This is a genomic window from Sphingopyxis selenitireducens, assembly GCF_051550705.1.
Lineage (GTDB): Bacteria > Pseudomonadota > Alphaproteobacteria > Sphingomonadales > Sphingomonadaceae > Sphingopyxis.
In genome coordinates, this window is sequence record NZ_JBPULG010000002.1 from 522,432 (window position 1) to 542,522 (window position 20,091).

The following is a 20,091-nucleotide window of genomic DNA, read 5'->3' on the forward strand; positions in this document are numbered from 1 at the left end:
TCCAGCCGCGCAAGGCAGGACGGCCCTTCGACAAGCTCAGGGCGAACGGAATATGGATTAACCGTTGTGCGTCGCGGTCCACGCCTCTCGCGCGCTCCACGTTTCGGTGCTGCCGGTCACGGTGCAACCCTTCGCGCCCTCGGCGATATGGCCGATGCGATGGACGGTCTCGCCGGCTTCGGTCAGCGCCGCAGTCACCGCGTCGACATCGGCTGCCGCGACGACAACGGCCATGCCGATCCCGCAGTTGAAGGTGCGCGCCATTTCCTCGGGCTCGATATTCCCCTGCGCCTGCAGGAAGGCCATCAGCCGCGGCTGCGCCCATGCATCGGCATCGACATGCGCATGGAGGTTAGCGGGCAGGATGCGCGGGATATTCTCCAGCAGCCCGCCGCCGGTGATATGTGCGAGCGCGTGAATCTTGCCGGCCTTCACCAGCGGGAGCAGGCTCTTCACATAGATGCGCGTCGGCGCCATCAGCGCGTCGATCAGCAGGATATTCTGGTCGAAGAGGGCGGGGCGGTCGAGTTTCCAGCCCTTGTCGGCGGCGAGGCGCCGCACGAGCGAGAAGCCGTTCGAATGCACGCCCGACGAAGCGAGGCCGAGAATGACGTCGCCCGCGGCGAGCTTGTCGGCGGTCAGCACCTGGTCGCGTTCAACCGCGCCGACGCAGAAGCCTGCGAGGTCATAGTCGCCCTCGCTGTACATCCCGGGCATTTCGGCGGTTTCGCCACCGATCAGTGCGCAGCCGGCCTGTTTGCAACCCTCTGCGATGCTCGCGACGACTTCGGTCGCGACGTCATTGTCGAGTTTGCCCGTGGCATAATAGTCGAGGAAGAAGAGCGGTTCGGCGCCCTGAACGATCAGGTCGTTGGCGCACATCGCGACAAGGTCGATGCCGACGCCGTCATGCTTGCCCGATTCGATCGCGAGTTTCAGCTTCGTTCCGACACCATCATTCGCCGCGACAAGCAGAGGGTCGTTGAACCCCGCTGCCTTCAGGTCGAAGAAGCCGCCGAATCCGCCGAGGTCGGCGTCGGCGCCCGGGCGCCGCGTCGCACGGGCGAGCGGAGCGATGGCACGGACCAGCGCATTGCCGGCGTCGATGGAGACTCCGGCTTGGGCATAAGTATAAGAGGCGGGCGGGTTCTGCTTGGCATCCATGGCTCGCGCGCCTAACGACTCCAGCCGACAATTGCCACGATTTCCTTGTCGGGCACCTTGCGTTTCACCCCGGTTCGGGGGCAAAGCATAGAGAAGATATGATTTCGACCGCTTTCCCCCGCTTCATGTTTCGGTCCGCTCCGGGCTCCACGCAACGTCGTGACTGGCGCTGGGCTGCGCTTTTCGGCCTGTTTTTGGCGATTCTTGTCGTCGGCGTGGTCGAAGGGCAGATCAGTCGCGGGAATCGCGGCATCACCCCGATCAACAGCAGCGGCGATTTTCTGGCGAGCGGCATCCTGGTCGACGTCACCGGCGACAATGCCGAAGATGCGCGCGAAAAGGGCTGGCGCGAGGCGCAGCGCAAGGGCTGGGCGCAGCTTTATCGCAAATTGAATGGCGGCGAGGGTCCTGCGCTGGGCGATTCGGTCCTCGACGGCATCGTCACCGCGATCGTCGTCGAACAGGAACAGATCGGGCCGCGCCGCTATGTCGCTCGGCTTGGGGTGCAGTTCGACCGTGTTCGCGCCGGTCAGATATTGGGCGTCAGCGGGCGGACGCTGCGGTCGCCGCCTTTGCTCGTCATACCCGTCTATTCGATCGACGGCATCCCGCAGGTGTTCGAACAGCGCAGCGCATGGCAGCGCGCGTGGGCCGAATTTAATACGGGACAGAGCGCGATCGACTATGTGCGCACCGCGGGCACCGGCGCCGACACGCTGCTGATCAACGCCGGACAGACCGGCCGCCGCGGCCGTGTGTGGTGGCGCGTGATTCTGGATCAATATGGCGCAGCCGACGTGCTGACCCCGATCGCGCGGGTCGAGTACAGCTATCCCGGCGGGCCGATCAAAGGCACCTTCACCGCCCGCTTCGGCCCCGACAGCAAGCTGATCTCCAGCTTTACCATGACCGGGCCGAGCCCTGCGGCGCTGCCCGACATGATGGAAAAGGCCGTCGCGCGGATGGATCGCATCTATATCGACGCGCTGGCGGCGGGCACGCTCAAGACCGACCATTATCTTGTCCTCGAAAAGCCGGTCGAAAAGGCGGATTTGCCCGAGGAGACGGCGGCGACCGACACAGAGGTTATGCCGAGCGAAACCGATGCGAGCGTGCCGACCACGGCACCCGCCGGGGCGCAGAGCTTCACCGTTCAATATAGTTCGCCCGATGTCGAATCGGTCACGGCGACCGAGCGCGCCGTCGGCGGGATCGCGGGGGTTCAGTCGGCATCGACCACCAGCCTCGCGCTTGGCGGAACCTCGGTCATGCGGGTGAGCTTCCGCGGCGATATGGCCGCGCTCAAGGCGGCGCTGGCCGCGCGCGGCTACACGGTGCAGGAAGGCGGCAACACGCTGCGGATCAGTCGCTGATGGCGCGGGCATCCGGCCAGATCGCCCTGCCGCTCGACTGGAGCGCGGGCGGAACGAACGACGGGCCGCTGATCGTCGGGACGAGCAACGCCGATGCCGTGCGCTATCTGCGCCATGTTTCAACATGGCCGGTTCGGACCGCCGTACTGGTCGGTCCGCGTGGTTCGGGGCGCAGCCTGATCGGGCGCCTGTTCGCCAGCGAAACGGGCGGGCGGGTGATCGACGGTCACGACAGCGTCGGCGAAGAGGATCTCTTCCACGCCTGGAACGCTGCGCAGGCCAGCGGCGCGCCGCTGCTGATCATCGCCGATGCGCCGCCTTCCGAATGGGACATTGTTTTGCCCGACTTGGCCTCACGGCTGCGCGCGGTGCCGGTGCTGACGATCGGCGAGCCCGACGATTGTCTGGCCCGCGACCTGATCGAGGCGTTGTTCGCGCAGCGCGGCATGGCATTGTCGCCCGATGTCGCATCCTATATCGTGCCGCGAATGGAGCGCAGCTACGCGATGATCCACCGCGTCGTTGCGGCGCTTGATGCAGCATCGCTCGAGCAGGGGCGGCGGCTCGGCATCCGTCTTACTCGTGAAACATTACTGTCACAGGGGCTGATCGATCCCGATCTCCTCGAACGACAGGATGTAGATATATGTCGCTAACCGGACGACCTCTGCGCGCTGACAATGACGCCAATGGGGCGGCGCAAATTCCCTTCGGTCCTGACCGCTTTTTCAATCGCGAACTGAGCTGGCTCGCGTTCAACCGGCGGGTGATGGAGGAGGCACGCAATCCCGCGCATCCGCTGCTCGAACGGTTGCGCTTCCTGTCGATTTCGGGGAGCAATCTCGACGAATTTTTCATGGTCCGCGTCGCGGGTCTGAAGGGGCAGCAATTGCAGGGGATCGACGATCCCTCGGCCGATGGCCGCTCGCCGGGGCAACAGCTCGCCGAGATCGAGGCAGAAGTGAACCGCCTCGTCGACCAGCAGCAGTCCGAATGGCGGTTGCTCAATCGCCTGCTCGCCGAACAGGGCATCGTCGTTCATGGCACCGACACGGGTTCCGATGCCGAGAAACTGCGCGCCTCGTTGCGCCAATATTTCATCGACCAGATTTTCCCGATCCTGACCCCGCAGGTGCTCGATCCGGCGCATCCCTTTCCTTTCATCCCCAATCGCGGTCTGGGCGTGATCTTCGACCTCGAACGCAAGGCCGGCGGCGAGCATATTCGCGAACTGGTGATGATCCCGGGCTCGCTCGCACGATTCGTTCCGGTTCCGGGTGAGCCCGGTACGTTTGTTCCGATCGAATATCTGGTCGAATTGTTCGGCGATACGCTGTTCCCCGGCTATCGTATCCGCTCGCGCGGGGTGTTCCGGATCATTCGCGACAGCGATATCGAGCTGGAGGAAGAGGCCGAGGATCTCGTCCGCCTGTTTCGCACTGCGATCCGCCGCCGTCGCCGCGGCCGCGTCATCCTGCTCGAACTCGAAGCCGACATGCCCGGCGAACTCGCCGCGGTGCTCAACGCCGATATTCAGGGGCATGAGGCGATCGTCGCCAAGATCGACGGCTTTGTCGGGCTCGCGGCGCTGTCGGCGCTGGTGGACGTCGACCGTCCTGACCTCAAATTTCCAGCCTTTTCGGCGCGCTTCCCCGAACGCATCCGCGAGCATGGCGGCGATTGTTTCGCGGCGATCCGCAGCAAGGACATCCTCGTCCACCATCCCTATGAAAGCTTCGACGTCGTCCTGTCCTTCCTGCGTCAGGCGGCGGCCGATCCCGATGTCGTCGCGATCAAGCAGACGCTCTATCGCGCCGGCAACCAGTCGCCGGTGATCCGCGCCCTGATCGAGGCGGCCGAGGCGGGCAAGTCGGTCACCGCGGTCGTCGAACTCAAGGCGCGCTTCGACGAAGAACAGAATCTTCTCTGGGCGAACCAGCTGGAACGCGCCGGGGTGCAGGTCGTCTATGGCTTCATCGAGTGGAAGACCCACGCGAAGATATCGATGGTCGTGCGCCGCGAAGGTCAGGGGTATCGCACCTATTGCCACTTTGGCACCGGCAATTATCATCCGGTGACCGCGCGCATCTATACCGACCTCAGCTTCTTCACCGCCGACCCGCGCGCCGGGCGCGATGCGGCGCAGCTGTTCAACTATATCACCGGCTATGTCGAACCCGAGCGGCTCGACATGATCACGATGTCGCCGCTCAACATGCGCGCGCATCTGTGTGATCTGATCGACGCAGAAATCGCGGCGGCGAAGGCTGGCGTGCCGTCTGGCGTGTGGGCGAAGATGAACAGCCTCGTCGATCCCGACATCATCGACCGCCTTTATGCCGCGAGTGCCGCAGGGGTGCCGATCGAGCTTGTCGTGCGGGGCATCTGCTGCCTGCGTCCCGGCGTTCCCGGCCTGTCCGAGACGATCCGCGTCAAATCGGTCGTCGGCCGCTTCCTCGAGCATAGCCGCGTCTGGGCGTTTGCGAACGGCGCCGCGCTGCCGCACCGCACCGCCAAGCTCTATATTTCGAGCGCCGACTGGATGCCGCGCAACTTCGATCGCCGCGTCGAATATATGATCCCGATCGAAAATCCGACGGTCCACGACCAGATACTGGATCAGGTTCTGGTCGCAAATCTGATCGACAATGAACAGAGCTGGGTGTTGCAGTCCGACGGAACCTATATGCGGCTAACTCCCGGTGACAAGCCGTTCAACCTGCACCATTATTTCATGACGAACCCGTCGCTGTCAGGGCGCGGCACCGCGCTGCACAAGCGGCAGGACGTCCCGACACTTGCTTTTAATACATACGGGGATTGACGCCTTGGGTTCGCAGCGCTCCTCCCGGCAGGCGGTCCATCGCTCTGCCGTCATCGACATTGGCTCGAACTCGGTTCGTCTGGTCGTTTATGAAGGGCCGGCGCGCGCGCCGGCGGTGATCTTCAACGAAAAGGTCGCTGCAGGACTTGGACGCGGACTCGCGCTCGACGGCCGTATCGCCGACGAGGACGCGACACGCGGGTTGGTGGCGCTGCGTCGCTATGCGCTCCTTGCACAGCATATGGAGGTCAAGGACCTGCAATGCGTTGCGACCGCGGCGGTTCGCGATGCGGTCAACGGACCCGATTTCATCGCCTGTGCGGCCGAAGCGGGGCTCGATATCCGCCTGTTGTCGGGCGAAGAGGAGGCCGCCGCCGCCGGCTATGGCGTACTCGCCGCGATTCCCGATGCGCACGGCATCGCCGTCGACCTTGGCGGCGGAAGCCTTGAACTGGCCGAAGTCGCAGCCGGTGAGGTCGGGCGCCGCGCGTCTTTCCCGCTTGGCGTCCTGCGCTTGCCGGCACTCCGCGCGGGCGGGCAGCAAATGTTCGAGCGCGCAGTACGCAAGATGCTGAAGGCGGCGGGTTGGCCCGGCAAGCTCAGCGGGTTGCCGCTCTATCTGGTTGGTGGATCGTGGCGAGCATTGTCGCGACTTGATCTCGAACTCACGCATGATCCGCTCGCGGTACTCGATCAGCATCATCTACCGCGCAGCGCGCTGCGCCGCCTCGTCCGTGCGACCAAGCGGCTGAGCTTCGAGGAATTGCGCGCGATCCCCGGCATGGCATCGAACCGCGCCGCGAGCCTGCCCGACGCGGCGGCGCTGCTCTCCGCGCTCGTCAACATCATGGATGTTCCCGCAATGACGGTGTCGTCGTCAGGGCTGCGCGAAGGTCTGTTGTATCAGTCGCTCGACGCCGAGACGCGGGCGCAGGACCCGCTGATCGTCGCCGCCGAATTCGAAGGTCGCCGTCTTGCGCGCTTCGCGCCGCACGGCCGCGCGATCGCCGACTGGATCGCGCCGCTCTTTGCGAGCGAAGCTCCTGCCGACAGCCGCGTTCGTCTTGCTGCCAGCCTGCTCAGTGATGTCGCCTGGTCAGCCAATCCCGATTTCCGCGCCGAGCGAGGGACCGAGATCGGCCTCCACGGCAACTGGCGCGGGATCGATATTCCGGGGCGCGTCCTGCTCGCCCGTGCGCTTCATGCGGGCTTTGGCGGCGCCGATGGCGATTTCCCGGCGATGGGCGAGCTGGTTGCCCCCGACCGGCTGGAGCGCGCGCGCCAATGGGGGCTGGCGATACGCCTCGCCCAGCGATTGACCGGTGGGGTCGAAGCACCGCTGCGGGCAAGTTCGATCGCGCGTAACAACGGGAAACTGGTGCTCAGCCTCGATCCCGACTGGCATCATCTTGCCGGGGAATCGGTCGAGCGCCGCCTGCGCTCGCTGGCGCACGCGTTCGACATCAAGGCCGAACTCGCGCTGCTTTGACGGTCAAGCGTCGGCGATCGGTGCCGCGTTGTCGATTTCGCTCATCACCAGCTTGCCGTCCTTGACCGCGAAGCCCATCCGCCCTTCAACCAGATCGAGCGCGGCGTGGCCGAACACGTCGTTGCGCCAGCCCTGCAGCATCGGAATGCCGTCGCGGCGTCCGGCTGCCAGCGCTTCGAGATCGTCGCTGCGCGCGATCAGCCTTGCGGCGACATTCAGCTCGCGCGCGCGAATTTTGAGCAACAGTTTCAACAGGTCGGCGACCAACGTGCCTTCCTTGCCGAGCCCCGGGCCACGCGGCGCGCGGTCGGGCATATCGTCCTTGGGAAGCGGATTGGCGTTGGTCAGGGCGTCAATCAGCCGCGCGCCGATATCGTTCGCTTTCCAGGTCGCGGACAGCCCGCGCACGCGGCCAAGCCCTTCCTGATCCTTTGGTGGGTGAGCGGCGAGGTCGGCCAGCGTCTCGTCCTTGACGATGCGGCCGCGTGGCAAATTCTTTTGCCGCGCTTCGCGCTCGCGCCATGCGGCGAGCGCCTTGAGCCGGCCGAGGACATCGGGCTTGCGTGAAGGGATCTTGATCCGGTGCCATGCATTGTCGGGATCGACATTATAGTTTGCGGGGTCGGCCAGCTTTTCCATTTCCTCGTCGAGCCAATGGCCGCGGCCGGTCTTGACCAGCTTTTTCAGCATCATCGGGAAAATCACGGCGAGATGGGTCACATCGCCCACCGCATAGTCGATCTGACGCTTGTCGAGCGGGCGGCGGCTCCAGTCCGTAAAGCGCGCACCCTTGTCGAGCTGAATTCCCAACCAGGATTCCACGAGGTTGGAATATCCGACCTGTTCGGCCTGACCCAGCGCCATCTGACCGATCTGGGTGTCGAAAATCGGGTGCGGCGTCTTGCCGGTCAGGTTGAAAATGATTTCGACATCTTGGCCGCCGGCATGAAAGACCTTCAGCACATCTTCATTATTCACGAGCAGGTCGAGTAGCGGCTGCATGTCGATGCCATTCGCCATCGGATCGATGGCCGCGGCATGTGCGCTGTCGGCCACCTGTATCAAGCAAAGTTCGGGCCAAAAGGTGTTTTCGCGCATGAACTCGGTGTCGACGGCGATGAAATCGCTGTCTTTAATGAGGTCGCAGAAGGCGGCGAGCGCGGCGCTGGTTTCGATGAGCGGATGAACTTGCATAGCGCGCCTATACAGCTAGTTGGTTAGGACGGGCAGGAAAAATTGTCGATACTCTTCGGGAGACGAAAGCCGGAACATCGGTTGGCGAGAACGCGACGGGGGCGATAGCCACGATGTCGGAGAGTTAAGCGCTTGCGGCGCCCAGTTTTGCGTTGCTTTTCGAGCCATGTAGCGCGGGGCAGGCCGATGTTTTCTGTTGATCGCGAACCCGTGCCAACGGGCAAAAAGCTGCCGCATCGATGCCGCGCGGGTCGCCGCCGATTATAGGCAGGATTTGCGCCCCTAGCGACCGGCTGTTTCCCGATGCCGGGCATCGCGCGTCGTTTCGCGGCGCGGCATTCGACGCTGGCGCCAACCGGCTGAATCGACCGTCAACCCTTGACAAATCGCTCGCCGACCTGCCTTAGGCGCGGCCATAACGGCGCGGTTTTCGGCCATGCCTCTCCAGCTTTGAAAGACGATCCCATGCACGCCTATCGCACCCATAATTGCGGCCAGCTTCGCGCCGAACAGGTCGGTCAGACCGTCCGCGTCTCCGGCTGGGTGCATCGCAAGCGCGATCATGGCGGACTGCTCTTCGTCGATCTTCGCGATCATTATGGCCTGACCCAGATCGTTGCAGACTCAAGCGATGCGGTTTTCGCGACGCTTGACGGCCTGCGCGCCGAAAGCGTTGTGACGGTGACCGGCGACGTCGTCGCGCGTTCGGCCGAGACGATTAATTCGAACCTGCCGACCGGCGCGATCGAAGTGCGCGCCCGCGAGGTCAGCGTCCAGTCGGCGGCGATCGAACTGCCGATGCCGGTTGCGGGCGAACAGGAATATCCCGAGGATATCCGCCTGAAATACCGCTTCCTTGATCTGCGCCGCGAACGGCTCCACGCCAACATCCTGCTGCGTTCGAACGTGATCGCCAGCCTGCGCCGCCGCATGACCGATCAGGGCTTTACCGAATATCAGACCCCGATCCTGACCGCCTCGTCGCCCGAAGGCGCGCGCGACTATCTGGTGCCCAGCCGCGTCCATCCCGGCAAATTCTATGCGCTGCCGCAGGCGCCGCAGATGTTCAAGCAGCTGTTGATGGTCGCGGGCTTCGACCGCTATTTCCAGATCGCTCCCTGCTTCCGCGACGAAGATGCGCGCGCCGACCGTTCGCCGGGCGAATTCTACCAGCTCGATTTCGAAATGAGCTTTGTGACGCAGGACGATGTGTTCAACACCATCGAGCCCGTGCTCGCGGGCGTGTTCGAGGAGTTTGCGAACGGCAAGTCGGTGACCCCGGCGGGTACCTTCCCGCGCATCCCGTACCGCGAATCGATGCTGAAATATGGCAATGACAAGCCCGACCTCCGCAACCCGCTGATCATCACCGATGTTTCGACGCACTTCACCGGGTCGGGCTTCGGCCGCTTTGCCGATATCGTCGCGGCGGGCGACGTCGTCCGCGCGATCCCCGCGCCGGGCACCGCCGAGAAGAGCCGCAAATTCTTCGACGACATGAACAGCTGGGCGCAGGGCGAAGGCTTTGCCGGCCTTGGCTATGCGACGCGCAAGGGCGGCGAATGGGGCGGCCCGATCGCCAAGAACCATGGTCCCGAAAAGATGGACGCGCTGGCGAGCGAACTCGGCCTTGGCCCCGACGACGGCATCTTCTTCGCCGCGGGCAAGGAAGCGATGGCGGCGAAGCTCGCCGGCCTCGCGCGCACCCGCGTCGCCGAACAGCTTGAGCTGATCGACGCCAACAAGTTTGAAATGTGCTGGATCGTCGATTTCCCGATGTTCGAGGCTGACGAAGACACCGGCAAGATCGATTTCAGCCACAACCCGTTCAGCATGCCGCAGGGCGAGCTGGAGGCGCTGGAAACCAAGGACCCGCTCGACATTCTCGCATGGCAGTATGACATCGTCTGCAACGGCGTCGAACTGTCGTCAGGCGCGATCCGGAACCATCGCCCCGACATCATGTACAAGGCGTTCGAAATCGCCGGCTACAGCCAGGCCGATGTCGACGCGAACTTCAGCGGCATGATCAACGCCTTCAAATATGGCGCGCCGCCGCATGGCGGTTCGGCGCCGGGCGTCGACCGCATCGTCATGCTGCTCGCCGACGAACCGAACATCCGCGAGGTCGTGATCTTCCCGATGAACCAGAAGGCCGAAGATCTGATGATGAACGCCCCGGCGGCGGTCAGTGACAAGCAGCTCAAGGAACTCGGCATCCGAATCGTCGACGGCCCCAAGGGCTAAGGCGTGGCGGAGCCGCGGGAGCACCGGCTGGAAACGCCGGAGGGCGACATCTGCTGGTTCGAATGGGGCGCCCCTTCGGACCGGCCCTCGGTCCTGCTGCTCCACGCGACGGGCTTTCACGCGCGATTGTGGGATCGGGTCGTCGCGGCGCTGCCGCCCGGCACGCATGTCGTCGCGCCTGATCATCGCGGCCATGGGCGCAGTTTCAAACCCGCGTCGCTGTCAGATTGGGCCGCGACCGCGGATGCGCTGCTGCCGCTGGTCGATCGCTTCGCGGGGACATCGCTGATCGGTTGCGGGCACAGCATGGGCGGATATGCGTTGACCCGCCTTGCGGCCGAGCGGCCCGATGCGTTTCGGCACCTGTTCCTGATCGACCCGGTGATCATGGAACCCGGTCTCTACGTCGGCGGAGCGGATCAGCCCGTAGCCGACCCGGCCGTGCACCCTGTTGCGCGGCGCCGCGCTCTGTGGGACGGCTGGGAAGCGATGAACGCCCATTTTGCGCAGCGCCCGCCCTATATGCACTGGCAGCCTCAGATACTCGCCGATTATTGCCGGCATGGCCTGCTTGTCGCGGCAGATGGCGAAGGCTGGGAACTGGCCTGTCCACCGGCGCTCGAGGCTTCGGTTTATTTGAACGCGGTCCGCACCGACCCGCGCGACTGGCTGGGGCGCATCGCGGCGCCGGTGAGCGTCATTCGTGCCCGCAATGGCGAACGCGCCAATGCCATCGATTTCTCCCTCAGTCCGACCTGGCCCGAGCTTGGAGCTGCAATTGGCGCGGTGCGTGACGAGCAATGGAGCGAACACAGCCATTTCATCCCGATGGAAGCGCCGGAGCGTCTGGCGGCGCTGCTCGCGGGCGAAATGGCAGGGGATCAGGGTTAATCGCGTCGCTTCGGGGGCGCCGCTATGTTAGCAACGACGCCAGACCTCCAGGGGACACGCGATGACGATCAGCCTTTCCGACTATGAAGCCGGCGCCAAATATGACGGTGACTATAGCGACGCGCTCGACGCATTGCAGGAACGGCTGGAGCGGGTGCAGGCGGCGCATATCACCCATGGCCACCGCAGCATCATCATGTTCGAAGGCTGGGACGCGGCGGGGAAGGGCGGGGTCATCAAGCGGATGACTGCGCTGCTCGACCCGCGCTATTTCGAAGTCTGGCCGATCAGCGCGCCGACCGAGGAGGAAAGTGCGCGCCACTTTCTCTGGCGTTTCTGGAAACGCCTGCCCGGCAATCGTGAAATCTCGATCTTCGACCGCAGCTGGTATGGCCGTGTGCTGGTCGAACGCGTCGAGGGTTTCGCGAGCGAGGCCGAATGGCGCAAGGGCTATGACGAGATCAACGAGTTCGAGGCGCAGCTGACCGGCTCGAACACCAATCTCGTCAAGATTTTCCTCCACCTGACGCAGGAAGAGCAGGACAAGCGCTTCGCCGACCGGCTCGACGACCCGTGGAAGCGTTGGAAGACGGGCAAGGAAGATTATCGCAACCGGTCAAAGCGCAAGGATTATCTGGCGGCGATGAACGATATGTTCCAGCAGACGGATACGCGCTGGGCGCCTTGGAAAGTCATCGACGCCAATAACAAGAAGGCTGGGCGCATCGCCGCATTGACCTATATCGTCGAAGCGCTGGAAAGCGCCGTTCCGATGATCCCGCCCGGTCTGGACCCCGCTGTGGCAAAGCTTGCGGGGAAAGCGTTCGGTTACAAGCCGAAAGCCTAGGTTTTTCGGCCCGCTTGGCTAGCAATCTTCGGCCTCAGCAGCTACATGACTGTGATGAGCCGCGCCAGACGATCCGATGATTGGGGTTTTCCCCGCTGGCGCCCCTATGGCTCGGGCCGGGAGGCGCAGCAGGTTCGCCTGTGCGACCGTCACGGCTGTACCAACCCCGGAAACTGCCCGGCGCCCAAGTCGCCGAACAGCCCTGAACGCTGGTATTTCTGCGAAACCCACGCCGCCGAATATAATCGTGGCTGGGACTATTTCGAAGGCCTCTCCGCCGAAGACGCCGCAGCACGCGCGGCCGAGGAAGAGCGCGGCGCGCGCAGCTATGCCAAGGCACAGCATTATGCCTGGGGCGGCGCCGGCGATGGCAGCCGCAGCAGCGACGAAATGCTCGCGCTGGAAGTGCTCGACCTTGAAGCCGACGCCGATTTCGAAACGATCAAAAAGGCGTGGCGCGCACTCGCCAAGGAAACCCATCCCGATGTGAAGCCGGGCGATGCCGAGGCCGCGAAACGCTTTGCGGCGGGGCAGGCGGCGTTCGACGTGTTGAAACAGGCCGAAGAGCGCAAGAGCTGGAAGCCGGCGTAACGCCGCGCGCAGCTTCGCAAAGCACTCCGCGCTAGCCCTCGAGCAGCGCCTTTGTTGCCGCCGTGACGTCATCCTGCCGCATCAGGCTTTCGCCGACGAGAAAGGTTTTGACGCCGCTTTGCGCAAGGCGCTGGCAATCGGCATGATTTGCGATGCCGCTTTCGCCGACGAGCAAAGTACCGGGGGGGACGAGCTTTGCGAGGCGTTCGGTGACGCCGAGATCGGTTTCGAAGCTACGCAGGTCGCGGTTGTTGACGCCGATCAGACGCGAGTTGAGCTGTGACAGCGCACGATCGAGTTCGGCCTCGTCATGCACTTCGACCAGCACGTCCATCCCGCGTTCGACTGCGGCGGCCTCGATGTCGCGCATCATGGCGTCTTCGAGCGCGGCGACGATGATGAGGATCGCGTCGGCGCCGATCGCGCGGGCTTCGGCGACCTGCCAGGGATCGACCATGAAATCCTTGCGCAGCACAGGGAGGTCGCATGCGGCGCGCGCGGCGATCAGATAATCCTCATGCCCCTGAAACCATGGCGCATCGGTAAGCACCGACAGGCAGGCGGCGCCGCCCGCAGCATAGGCGCGGGCATGATCGGCGGGGTTGAAATCTTCTCTTATCAAACCCTTGGATGGCGAAGCTTTTTTGATTTCCGCGATCAGCGCGAAGCCGCCAGCGTCGATCTTCGCCTGCAAGGCGGCGGCGAAGCCGCGCACCGGGCTGGCTTCGACGGCATCAAGGTCGCCAAGCGAGCGCAACGCGCGGCGTTCCGCAACTTCTTCAGCCTTGGTGACAAGAATCTGCGTCAACTTGTTCATTTATAGGAGATCCAGCAATTGAGCAGTGCGTTGGCAAGGCCCTTGTCGATGGCTTCGGCGGCCTCTTCGACCCCGTCGATCAGATTGTCGACGGTGCCTGCGACGACGAGCGCCTCGGCGGCGTTATAGAGCACGGCGTCGCGATAAGCCCCCGGCTCGCCTTGAAGCAAAGCGCGGAGCGCCTTGGCGTTAAAGGCCGCGTCGCCCCCGCGAATCTCGGAGATCGCGCGGGTGGGGAGGCCAGCGTCCGCGGCGTGGCTGCGCTGCATCCGCACACCGTCGGGGGTGATGACCGCAACCTCGTTTCCGCCTGCGAGCGAAAGTTCGTCGATGCCCTCGTCGCCCGAAATGACGCGCGAATGCTCTGTTCCCAGCCGGTGCAGCGCCTCGGCGTAGACGGGAACATAGGTGGGGCGTGCGATGCCGATCAGCTGGCGGGTGACGCGTGCCGGATTGGCGAGGGGGCCCATCAGGTTGAAGATGGTGCGGCGGCCGAGCGCCTTGCGGATCGGCATGATGCGCTTCATCGCGGGATGATGATGCGCGGCGAAGAGGAAGCAGATGCCGAGGTCGGCGAGTTGGGCCTCGGCGAGGAGCGAGGCGCGCTCCATGTCGAGGCCGAGGACTTCGAGCGTATCGGCAGCGCCGGATTTGGAAGAAGCCGCACGGTTACCGTGCTTTGCGACTGGAACTTCACATGCTGCAACGACGATCGCGACCGCGGTGGACACGTTGAGCGTATGATGGCCATCGCCGCCGGTGCCGCACACGTCGATAGCGCCTTCGGGTGCCTCGATGGGGATCAGCCGGTCGCGCATCGCCTGCGCCGCAGCGGCGATTTCGATCATTGTTTCGCCGCGATCCGACAGCGCGCTCAAAAATTCGGCGATATGTTCGTCGCTTGCGCCGCCGTCGAGCATCGTCGCGAAGGCCGACGTGGCCTCGTCATCGGTAAGCAGGTGCGACGGATCGGGAAAGGGGCCGAAACGGCTCATGCCGCTTTCCGGGCGCTTACGGGCAATCCTGCCAGCCGCATGAAATTGGCGAGCATCGCATGACCATGTTCGGTGGCGATGCTTTCGGGATGGAATTGCACACTGTGGATCGGCAGTTCGACGTGGCGGAAACCCATCACCGCACCGTCGTCGCTGGTCGCGTTGATCGCTAGGCTGGCCGGAATATCGACGACCTCGAGGCTGTGATAGCGGGTGGCGGTGAGCGGCGAGGGCAGGTCTGTGAAGAGCCCGGTGCCGTCATGACAGACGGGTGATGTCTTCCCATGCATCAAATGGCCGCGCTGGACGGTGCCGCCGAAGTGCTGGCCGATGGCCTGATGGCCGAGGCATACGCCGAGCAAGGGGCGCTGGGTTTCGGCGCAGGCGGCGACGAGATCAAGGCTGATTCCGGCCTCGTTCGGGGTGCACGGACCGGGCGAGATCAGCATTGCGTCGGCGCCTGTCGCGAGCGCTTCGGCCGCAGTCAGTGCGTCGTTACGCTCGACGCGCACCTCGGCGCCCAGTTCGATCAGATAATGAACGAGGTTGAAGGTGAAGCTGTCGTAATTGTCGATGACGAGGATCATGGCGTCCTACTGCCCATAACCGGGGGTGACGGCAAGTCGCACCGCTTCGCGTGCGGCGGCGAAGAGGGCGCCGGCCTTGGCTTCGCACTCGCGCTGTTCGTAGGCGGCTTCGCTGTCGGCGACGATCCCGGCACCCGCCTGGACGTGCATTTCGCCGTCCTTGACGATCGCGGTGCGCAGTACGATGCAGCTGTCCATATTGCCGTCGGGGGCGAAATAGCCGACGCCGCCAGCGTAAGCGCCGCGTGCGTCAGCCTCCAGTTCGGCGATGATCTGGCACGCGCGAACCTTGGGCGCGCCGCTGACCGTGCCTGCCGGGAAGCCCGCGAACAGCGCGTCGATCGCGTCCTTGTCGGGGGCGATGCGGCCGATGACGTTCGACACGATGTGCATGACATGACTGTAAAATTCGACCGTGTAGCTGTCGGTCACAGCGACTGTTCCGCCCGTCGCAGCGCGCCCGACGTCGTTGCGGCCGAGGTCGAGCAGCATCAGATGCTCGGCGCGTTCCTTGGGATCGGCGAGCAGCGATTCGCGGTTCTGGACATCCTCTGCGCTGGTCTTTCCGCGCGGGCGGGTTCCGGCGATCGGGCGGATGGTGATTTCGCCGTCGCGCACGCGGACCAATATTTCGGGTGACGAGCCGATGAGCGCGAAGCCCGGCAGGTCGAGGAAATAGAGGAAGGGCGAGGGATTGATGCGGCGCAGTGCGCGATAGAGATCGAACGGCGGCAGGTCGAAGGGGGTCGAGAAACGCTGCGACAGCACGACCTGAAAGATATCACCGGCAGCGATATATTCCTTTGCTGTCCCGACCATCTCGGCAAAGCGTTCGGGGGTTGTTGCGGGGTTGGCGGTGATATCGGCGGGCAGCGCGTCGGTCGTTGCGCGTTCGGCGTGGGCGCTGACGCGCGATAGCCGCGCGGCGATATCCTCGAGCCGGTCTTGCGCTGTGTCGATCATCCGGTCGATCGGTGCATTGGCGTCGGGCCAGATCGGCGCGATCAGAAAGAGTTCGTCCGCGAGGCGGTCGAAAACGAGGATCGTCGTCGGTCGGACGAAGACCATGTCGGGCAGGCCAAGACCGGTACCCGGCGCGCGCGGGATGCGCTCGACAAGGCCGATGGTTTCATAGGCGAAGAAGCCGACGAGCGTCGCGAGCGCCTTGGGCAGACCCTCGGGCACGTCGAACCGGCATTCGGCGACGAGATCGCGCAGCGCCTGCAGCGCCGGAACCGCCATGGGCTCGAACGCCTCGCGGTCGCGGCGCCAGTCGCGGTTGATCCGCGCGGCGTCGCCGGTGACTTCGAACATCAAATCGGGGTCGAGTCCGATCAGGCTGTAACGTCCGCGCGTTTCGCCGCTTTCGACCGATTCGAGTACCCAGTCGCCGCGGCCCGGTTCTATCAGCTTGAGCGCCGCCGAAACCGGGGTTTCAATGTCGGCGATCAGGCGCTGCCACACGACCGCGCCGCGCCCCTGCGCCAGCGCCCCGAGCGCTGCAGCTCTACCCTCCAGTGTCACGAGCGGGTCTATTCGGCGGCTTGCGCGGTGCCGGTGAGTTCGCGGCGCAGCTGTTCGACCAGATCCTTGTTGATCTTCACATTCGCGCGGCGCTTTGCCTCTCCGACAAGTTGCTCGACCAGCTCATTACCAAATGCCGACGCGAGCGGACGACCGATTGCGGCAACGCGGGCCGGCTCGATGCTCTTCGGATCGGGGCGCCGCACTTCGTCGAGTGCAATCACCATCCAGCCGCGATTGCCGGGGATTTCCAGCGTCTTCACGCTGCCCTGCGCCATGGAGAAGAGAAGCGCGAGTTCGGGCGGGACGGGCTGACCATTTTGGCCAAGCTCGGCACGGGTGCCGCCGATCGACTGGACGCCGCCGATATTGGGGCCCGCGACCGTGACGGCATCGGCAAGGCTCTTGCCGCCTTCAACGCTCTTCACGATCGCGCGTGCCTTGTCGCGGGCGACCTTCTGCCCTTCGGCAAAGCGCCAGTCGGCGAGCAGGTCCGCGCGAATCTGTGCGAAGGGCGGCGGCGCTGCCGCGACGATCGTCTTGACCGCATAGACGGCGAATTTTTCATTATCGACGAGCGTCGCAAGATGGCTGTCGCCTTCGCCATCGGACTGGAATGCCTGTGCGATCATCGGGGCGAGTTCGGGGGGCAGGGCAAAGCCCGGCTGACCCGGCGCGCGGCCATCGGCCAGCAATGCGGGCGTTTCGGCGAGCGCGAGCTTGCGGTCGGCCGCGACCTCCTGGATCGAGGCGCCACCGTTCACGGCATCCTGAAGCGCGTTATAATAATCGACGATCGCCTCATTCGCTTTGTTCTTGGCGAGCTCGGTACGGATTTCTTCGCTGGCATCGGCAAGGCTGCGCGCGGGCTTGGGAGTCACATTCTCGACCCGCGCGATCGCCCAGCCGAGACCGGTCTGCGTCGGTCCGAGCACGTCACCGCTCTTGGCGGCAAAGGCGGCTTTGGCGACGGCGGCGCTGGTGGTTGCGGCATAGGATGATTGCGTGAGGTCACCCGTGGTCGCGGCCGACAGGCCCGCGGCCTGCGCGGCTGCGGCGAGCGGCGTGCCAGCGCGGACTTTGGTCGCGATCGCGTTGGCAGTCGCCTGATCGGGAGCGATGACCTGCGCAAAGCGGCGCGTTTCGCTGGCCGCGAACTGCGGGGCATTATCCTTGTAGACCTTGGCGATTTCGGCGTCGGTCACGGCGGGGACGGGCACCGAGGCGCGGTCGAACTGGGCATATTGGATCACGCGGCGTTCGGGCACGGTGAATTTTGCCGCATGTCCGGACAGATATTTCTTCAATGCTGCATCGCCGGGATCGGTGGCGGGGGCAAAGCTGCTGGCGGGAATGAAAGTCGCCTGACCGCGACGCTGCTCCATCAGCAATGCTGCATAGGGCTGCGCCATTGCAGATGCGATCGCGGGCATCGTGCCGACGGGATTGCCGAGCTGTTCGGCCAGCAATTGCTGGCGAATGTCGCGGCGAAGCTGTGCCTCGCTCATGCCATTGTCGCGCAGGAAGGTTTCGAAGCGCGTCTGGTCGAATTTCCCCGAGACGCCGGCAAAGACGGGCAGGTCGGCGATGCGGCCGTCGATCAGTCGCTTGCTGACGCCAAAGCCAAGGTCGGTAGCAAACTGCTCGAAGGCTGCGCCCTCGATCAGCTGATTCAGGACCTGATCGAGCCCGCCCGATTCGACGAACGCCGCCATCGTCAAGGTGGGTTGTTGCTGCCGCGCCTGGTCATAGGCCTGCTTCACGCGCTCGCGCAGTTCGCCAACTCCGATATCGGTGTTGCCGACCTTGGCGGCATTGGCCCCGCCGATGCCGCCAAAATTGGCGTTGCCGGTGACGTCGCCGAGCGCGAAGGCGAGGCCCACGAGAACAACGAAGCCGAGAGCAACGACCTTACCGATCGTGGATCCGAAGAGGCGGCGAAGGGCGGTGATCATGGAACGAATATTCTTTCGGCGAAGGCGCTCGTCAAAGCGCGGTTGCGCGATGCTTTAGAGTCTGTCCCGGCGAAATGGAAGTATCGTGATGGCAGGAACGCGCACCCGGCTTGCCACTTCGCCCCGCGCGCCGCTAGGGCAGCGTCCATCGATATCGCGAACAGGAGAAGCAGGACAATGGCACGGCGCAAATATGTGGTCGGCAACTGGAAGATGAACGGCCTGTCGGACGCGATCGGCGAAGCGCGGGCTATTTTTGCCGGGGCAAAACAGCATGGCGCGGTCGATGTTGCGCTATGCCCCCCCTTCACCTTGATTGGCGCAATGGCGGCAGCCGCGCCGGGTGCAGCGGTTGGTGGGCAGGATTGCCACAGCGCCACCTCCGGCGCCTTCACCGGTTCGGTTGCGGCCCCGATGCTGGCCGATGCCGGCGCGACGCTGGTGATCGTCGGGCATAGCGAGCGGCGCGAAGGTTTCGGCGAAAGCGACAGCGACGTGCAGGCGAAGGCCGTGGCAGCGCTGGGTGCCGGCCTGTCGGTGATCTTGTGCGTCGGCGAGCCGCGAGGCGTTCGCGAATCGGGCGATGCAATTAATTATGTACTGGCGCAGGTCGCGGGATCTTTGCCCGGCGAGTTTGATGCGGCTCGACTGGCGATCGCCTATGAGCCGATTTGGGCGATCGGTACCGGGCTTGTTCCGACCATCGATGACGTCGCGGCGATGCATGGTGCGATCCGTGACAAGCTGACCGAACAGGTCGGCTCAGCGGCCGCAGGGGCTATGCGCATCCTTTATGGCGGTTCGGTCAATGGCGAGAACGCCGCCGAACTGCTGGACGCCGGCGATGTCGATGGCGCGCTGGTCGGCGGTGCGAGCCTGACGGCTGGGAAGTTTGTGCCGATTGTGGCGGCTGCGGCGGCTTTGGGTTGATCATATGATCGTCGCTCCCGCCTTTGCGGGGGCGACGTGGAGCGTCGCGAGAGCAATGGGTTGAAGCGAAGCGCCTTCGTCTCTATGTGCGCGGCGGGCATGGTCCATGTGAGACCGTGCAAGTTCGGGAAATTTCGATGTCCAATCTGTTCACCTTTGTGCTTGTCGTTCAGGCTCTTGTTGCGGCCGCGATGATTGGCGTCATTCTGATGCAAAAGTCGGAAGGTGGCGGTCTGGGAGTCGGAGGCAGTCCGGCTGGCCTGCTTTCGGCGCGTGGCGCGGCCGATTTCATGACCCGGGCAACGACGATCCTGGCGACGCTGTTCGTCGGCCTTTCGATCCTTCTCGCGGCGATGGCCTCGGTCGGCCGTGGCGGATCGAACATCGACACCACCCTGTCGAAAACCGCTCAGCAGCAGAGCGGCGGGGCCGCAACGGGGCCGTCGTCGCTGACGGGGCCTGCACAGCCTGCCGCCCCGGCGAGCGATGATCCGCTGGCGGCCGCTGCTGCGGCGGCTGCGACGCCTGAGGCTCCGGCCCCGGCGACGCAAACGGACGCACCGGCCAAGAAATAATCCGGTGGCGGCTTCGGCCACCCGACTTCACCCGCAAGGCGGCGGAATTTATTTCCGCCGCAAGCGATTCGACGGCTTGCGCCGTCCC

Annotated in this window: 17 protein-coding genes; 10 read left to right on the forward strand and 7 right to left on the reverse strand. The window is 64.4% G+C overall.

Going from position 1 to position 20,091, the window contains the following annotated elements; genetic code table 11:
* Positions 1-57 precede the first annotated feature (57 nt).
* Complete coding sequence (gene purM / locus ACSYDV_RS08335) at positions 58-1,164, reverse strand: phosphoribosylformylglycinamidine cyclo-ligase (protein WP_438323329.1); 1,107 nt, start codon at positions 1,162-1,164, stop codon at positions 58-60.
* 98 nt (positions 1,165-1,262) lie between these two features.
* On the opposite strand from purM, the gene ACSYDV_RS08340 reads away from it, so the two are divergent.
* From ACSYDV_RS08340 to ACSYDV_RS08355, 4 genes are read left to right on the forward strand one after another with little or no spacing between them, the layout of a single operon-like run.
* On the forward strand, positions 1,263-2,537 hold the full coding sequence (locus ACSYDV_RS08340) for a heavy-metal-associated domain-containing protein (protein WP_438323330.1): 1,275 nt from the start codon (positions 1,263-1,265) through the stop codon (positions 2,535-2,537).
* A complete protein-coding gene (locus ACSYDV_RS08345) occupies positions 2,537-3,193 on the forward strand; it encodes an HdaA/DnaA family protein (protein WP_438323331.1) in 657 nt (218 codons plus the stop codon). Before ACSYDV_RS08340 ends, ACSYDV_RS08345 begins: the two co-directional genes overlap by 1 nt.
* Positions 3,184-5,361, forward strand: a complete 2,178-nt coding sequence (locus ACSYDV_RS08350; protein ID WP_438323332.1) for an RNA degradosome polyphosphate kinase — start codon at positions 3,184-3,186, stop codon at positions 5,359-5,361. Before ACSYDV_RS08345 ends, ACSYDV_RS08350 begins: the two co-directional genes overlap by 10 nt.
* A 4-nt stretch (positions 5,362-5,365) precedes the next feature.
* Positions 5,366-6,850, forward strand: a complete 1,485-nt coding sequence (locus ACSYDV_RS08355) for a Ppx/GppA family phosphatase (RefSeq protein WP_438323333.1) — start codon at positions 5,366-5,368, stop codon at positions 6,848-6,850.
* A gap of 3 nt (positions 6,851-6,853) precedes the next feature.
* Here the strand turns inward: ACSYDV_RS08355 and rnd are convergent, their stop codons facing one another.
* On the reverse strand, positions 6,854-8,044 hold the full coding sequence (gene rnd / locus ACSYDV_RS08360) for a ribonuclease D (protein WP_438323334.1): 1,191 nt from the start codon (positions 8,042-8,044) through the stop codon (positions 6,854-6,856).
* A 465-nt stretch (positions 8,045-8,509) separates the two neighbouring features.
* Here rnd and aspS point away from each other — a divergent pair, with 465 nt between their 5' ends.
* The 4 genes from aspS to ACSYDV_RS08380 all read left to right on the forward strand — a co-directional run bounded on the left by aspS (position 8,510) and on the right by ACSYDV_RS08380 (position 12,620).
* Positions 8,510-10,291, forward strand: coding sequence for an aspartate--tRNA ligase (aspS, locus tag ACSYDV_RS08365; RefSeq protein WP_438323335.1), 1,782 nt, complete (start codon positions 8,510-8,512; stop codon positions 10,289-10,291).
* Between the two features lie 3 nt (positions 10,292-10,294).
* A complete protein-coding gene (locus tag ACSYDV_RS08370; RefSeq protein ID WP_438323336.1) occupies positions 10,295-11,182 on the forward strand; it encodes an alpha/beta fold hydrolase in 888 nt (295 codons plus the stop codon).
* A gap of 61 nt (positions 11,183-11,243) precedes the next feature.
* A complete protein-coding gene (locus ACSYDV_RS08375) occupies positions 11,244-12,029 on the forward strand; it encodes a polyphosphate kinase 2 family protein (RefSeq protein ID WP_438323337.1) in 786 nt (261 codons plus the stop codon).
* A 54-nt stretch (positions 12,030-12,083) separates the two neighbouring features.
* On the forward strand, positions 12,084-12,620 hold the full coding sequence (locus ACSYDV_RS08380; RefSeq protein ID WP_438323654.1) for a J domain-containing protein: 537 nt from the start codon (positions 12,084-12,086) through the stop codon (positions 12,618-12,620).
* 31 nt (positions 12,621-12,651) lie between these two features.
* Here ACSYDV_RS08380 and trpC read toward each other — a convergent pair whose 3' ends face one another.
* The 5 genes from trpC to ACSYDV_RS08405 are packed head-to-tail and all read right to left on the reverse strand — an operon-like array spanning position 12,652 to position 18,498.
* A complete protein-coding gene (trpC, locus tag ACSYDV_RS08385) occupies positions 12,652-13,437 on the reverse strand; it encodes an indole-3-glycerol phosphate synthase TrpC (protein ID WP_438323338.1) in 786 nt (261 codons plus the stop codon).
* Entirely contained in the window at positions 13,434-14,432 is a 999-nt protein-coding gene (gene trpD / locus ACSYDV_RS08390) for an anthranilate phosphoribosyltransferase (RefSeq protein WP_438323339.1), read from the reverse strand. Before trpD ends, trpC begins: the two co-directional genes overlap by 4 nt.
* Positions 14,429-15,019, reverse strand: a complete 591-nt coding sequence (locus tag ACSYDV_RS08395) for an anthranilate synthase component II (protein ID WP_438323340.1) — start codon at positions 15,017-15,019, stop codon at positions 14,429-14,431. The genes trpD and ACSYDV_RS08395 overlap by 4 nt, the downstream gene beginning before the upstream one ends.
* A 6-nt stretch (positions 15,020-15,025) precedes the next feature.
* Positions 15,026-16,543 carry an anthranilate synthase component I gene (trpE, locus tag ACSYDV_RS08400; protein WP_438323341.1) on the reverse strand — a complete coding sequence of 506 codons (1,518 nt, stop codon included), beginning with the start codon at positions 16,541-16,543 and terminating at the stop codon, positions 15,026-15,028.
* 8 nt (positions 16,544-16,551) lie between these two features.
* Entirely contained in the window at positions 16,552-18,498 is a 1,947-nt protein-coding gene (locus tag ACSYDV_RS08405; RefSeq protein WP_438323342.1) for a peptidylprolyl isomerase, read from the reverse strand.
* Positions 18,499-18,675: 177 nt separating this feature from the next.
* On the opposite strand from ACSYDV_RS08405, the gene tpiA reads away from it, so the two are divergent.
* Positions 18,676-19,428 carry a triose-phosphate isomerase gene (gene tpiA, locus ACSYDV_RS08410; protein WP_438323343.1) on the forward strand — a complete coding sequence of 251 codons (753 nt, stop codon included), beginning with the start codon at positions 18,676-18,678 and terminating at the stop codon, positions 19,426-19,428.
* A 146-nt stretch (positions 19,429-19,574) separates the two neighbouring features.
* Entirely contained in the window at positions 19,575-20,003 is a 429-nt protein-coding gene (gene secG / locus ACSYDV_RS08415; protein ID WP_438323655.1) for a preprotein translocase subunit SecG, read from the forward strand.
* Positions 20,004-20,091 lie beyond the last annotated feature (88 nt).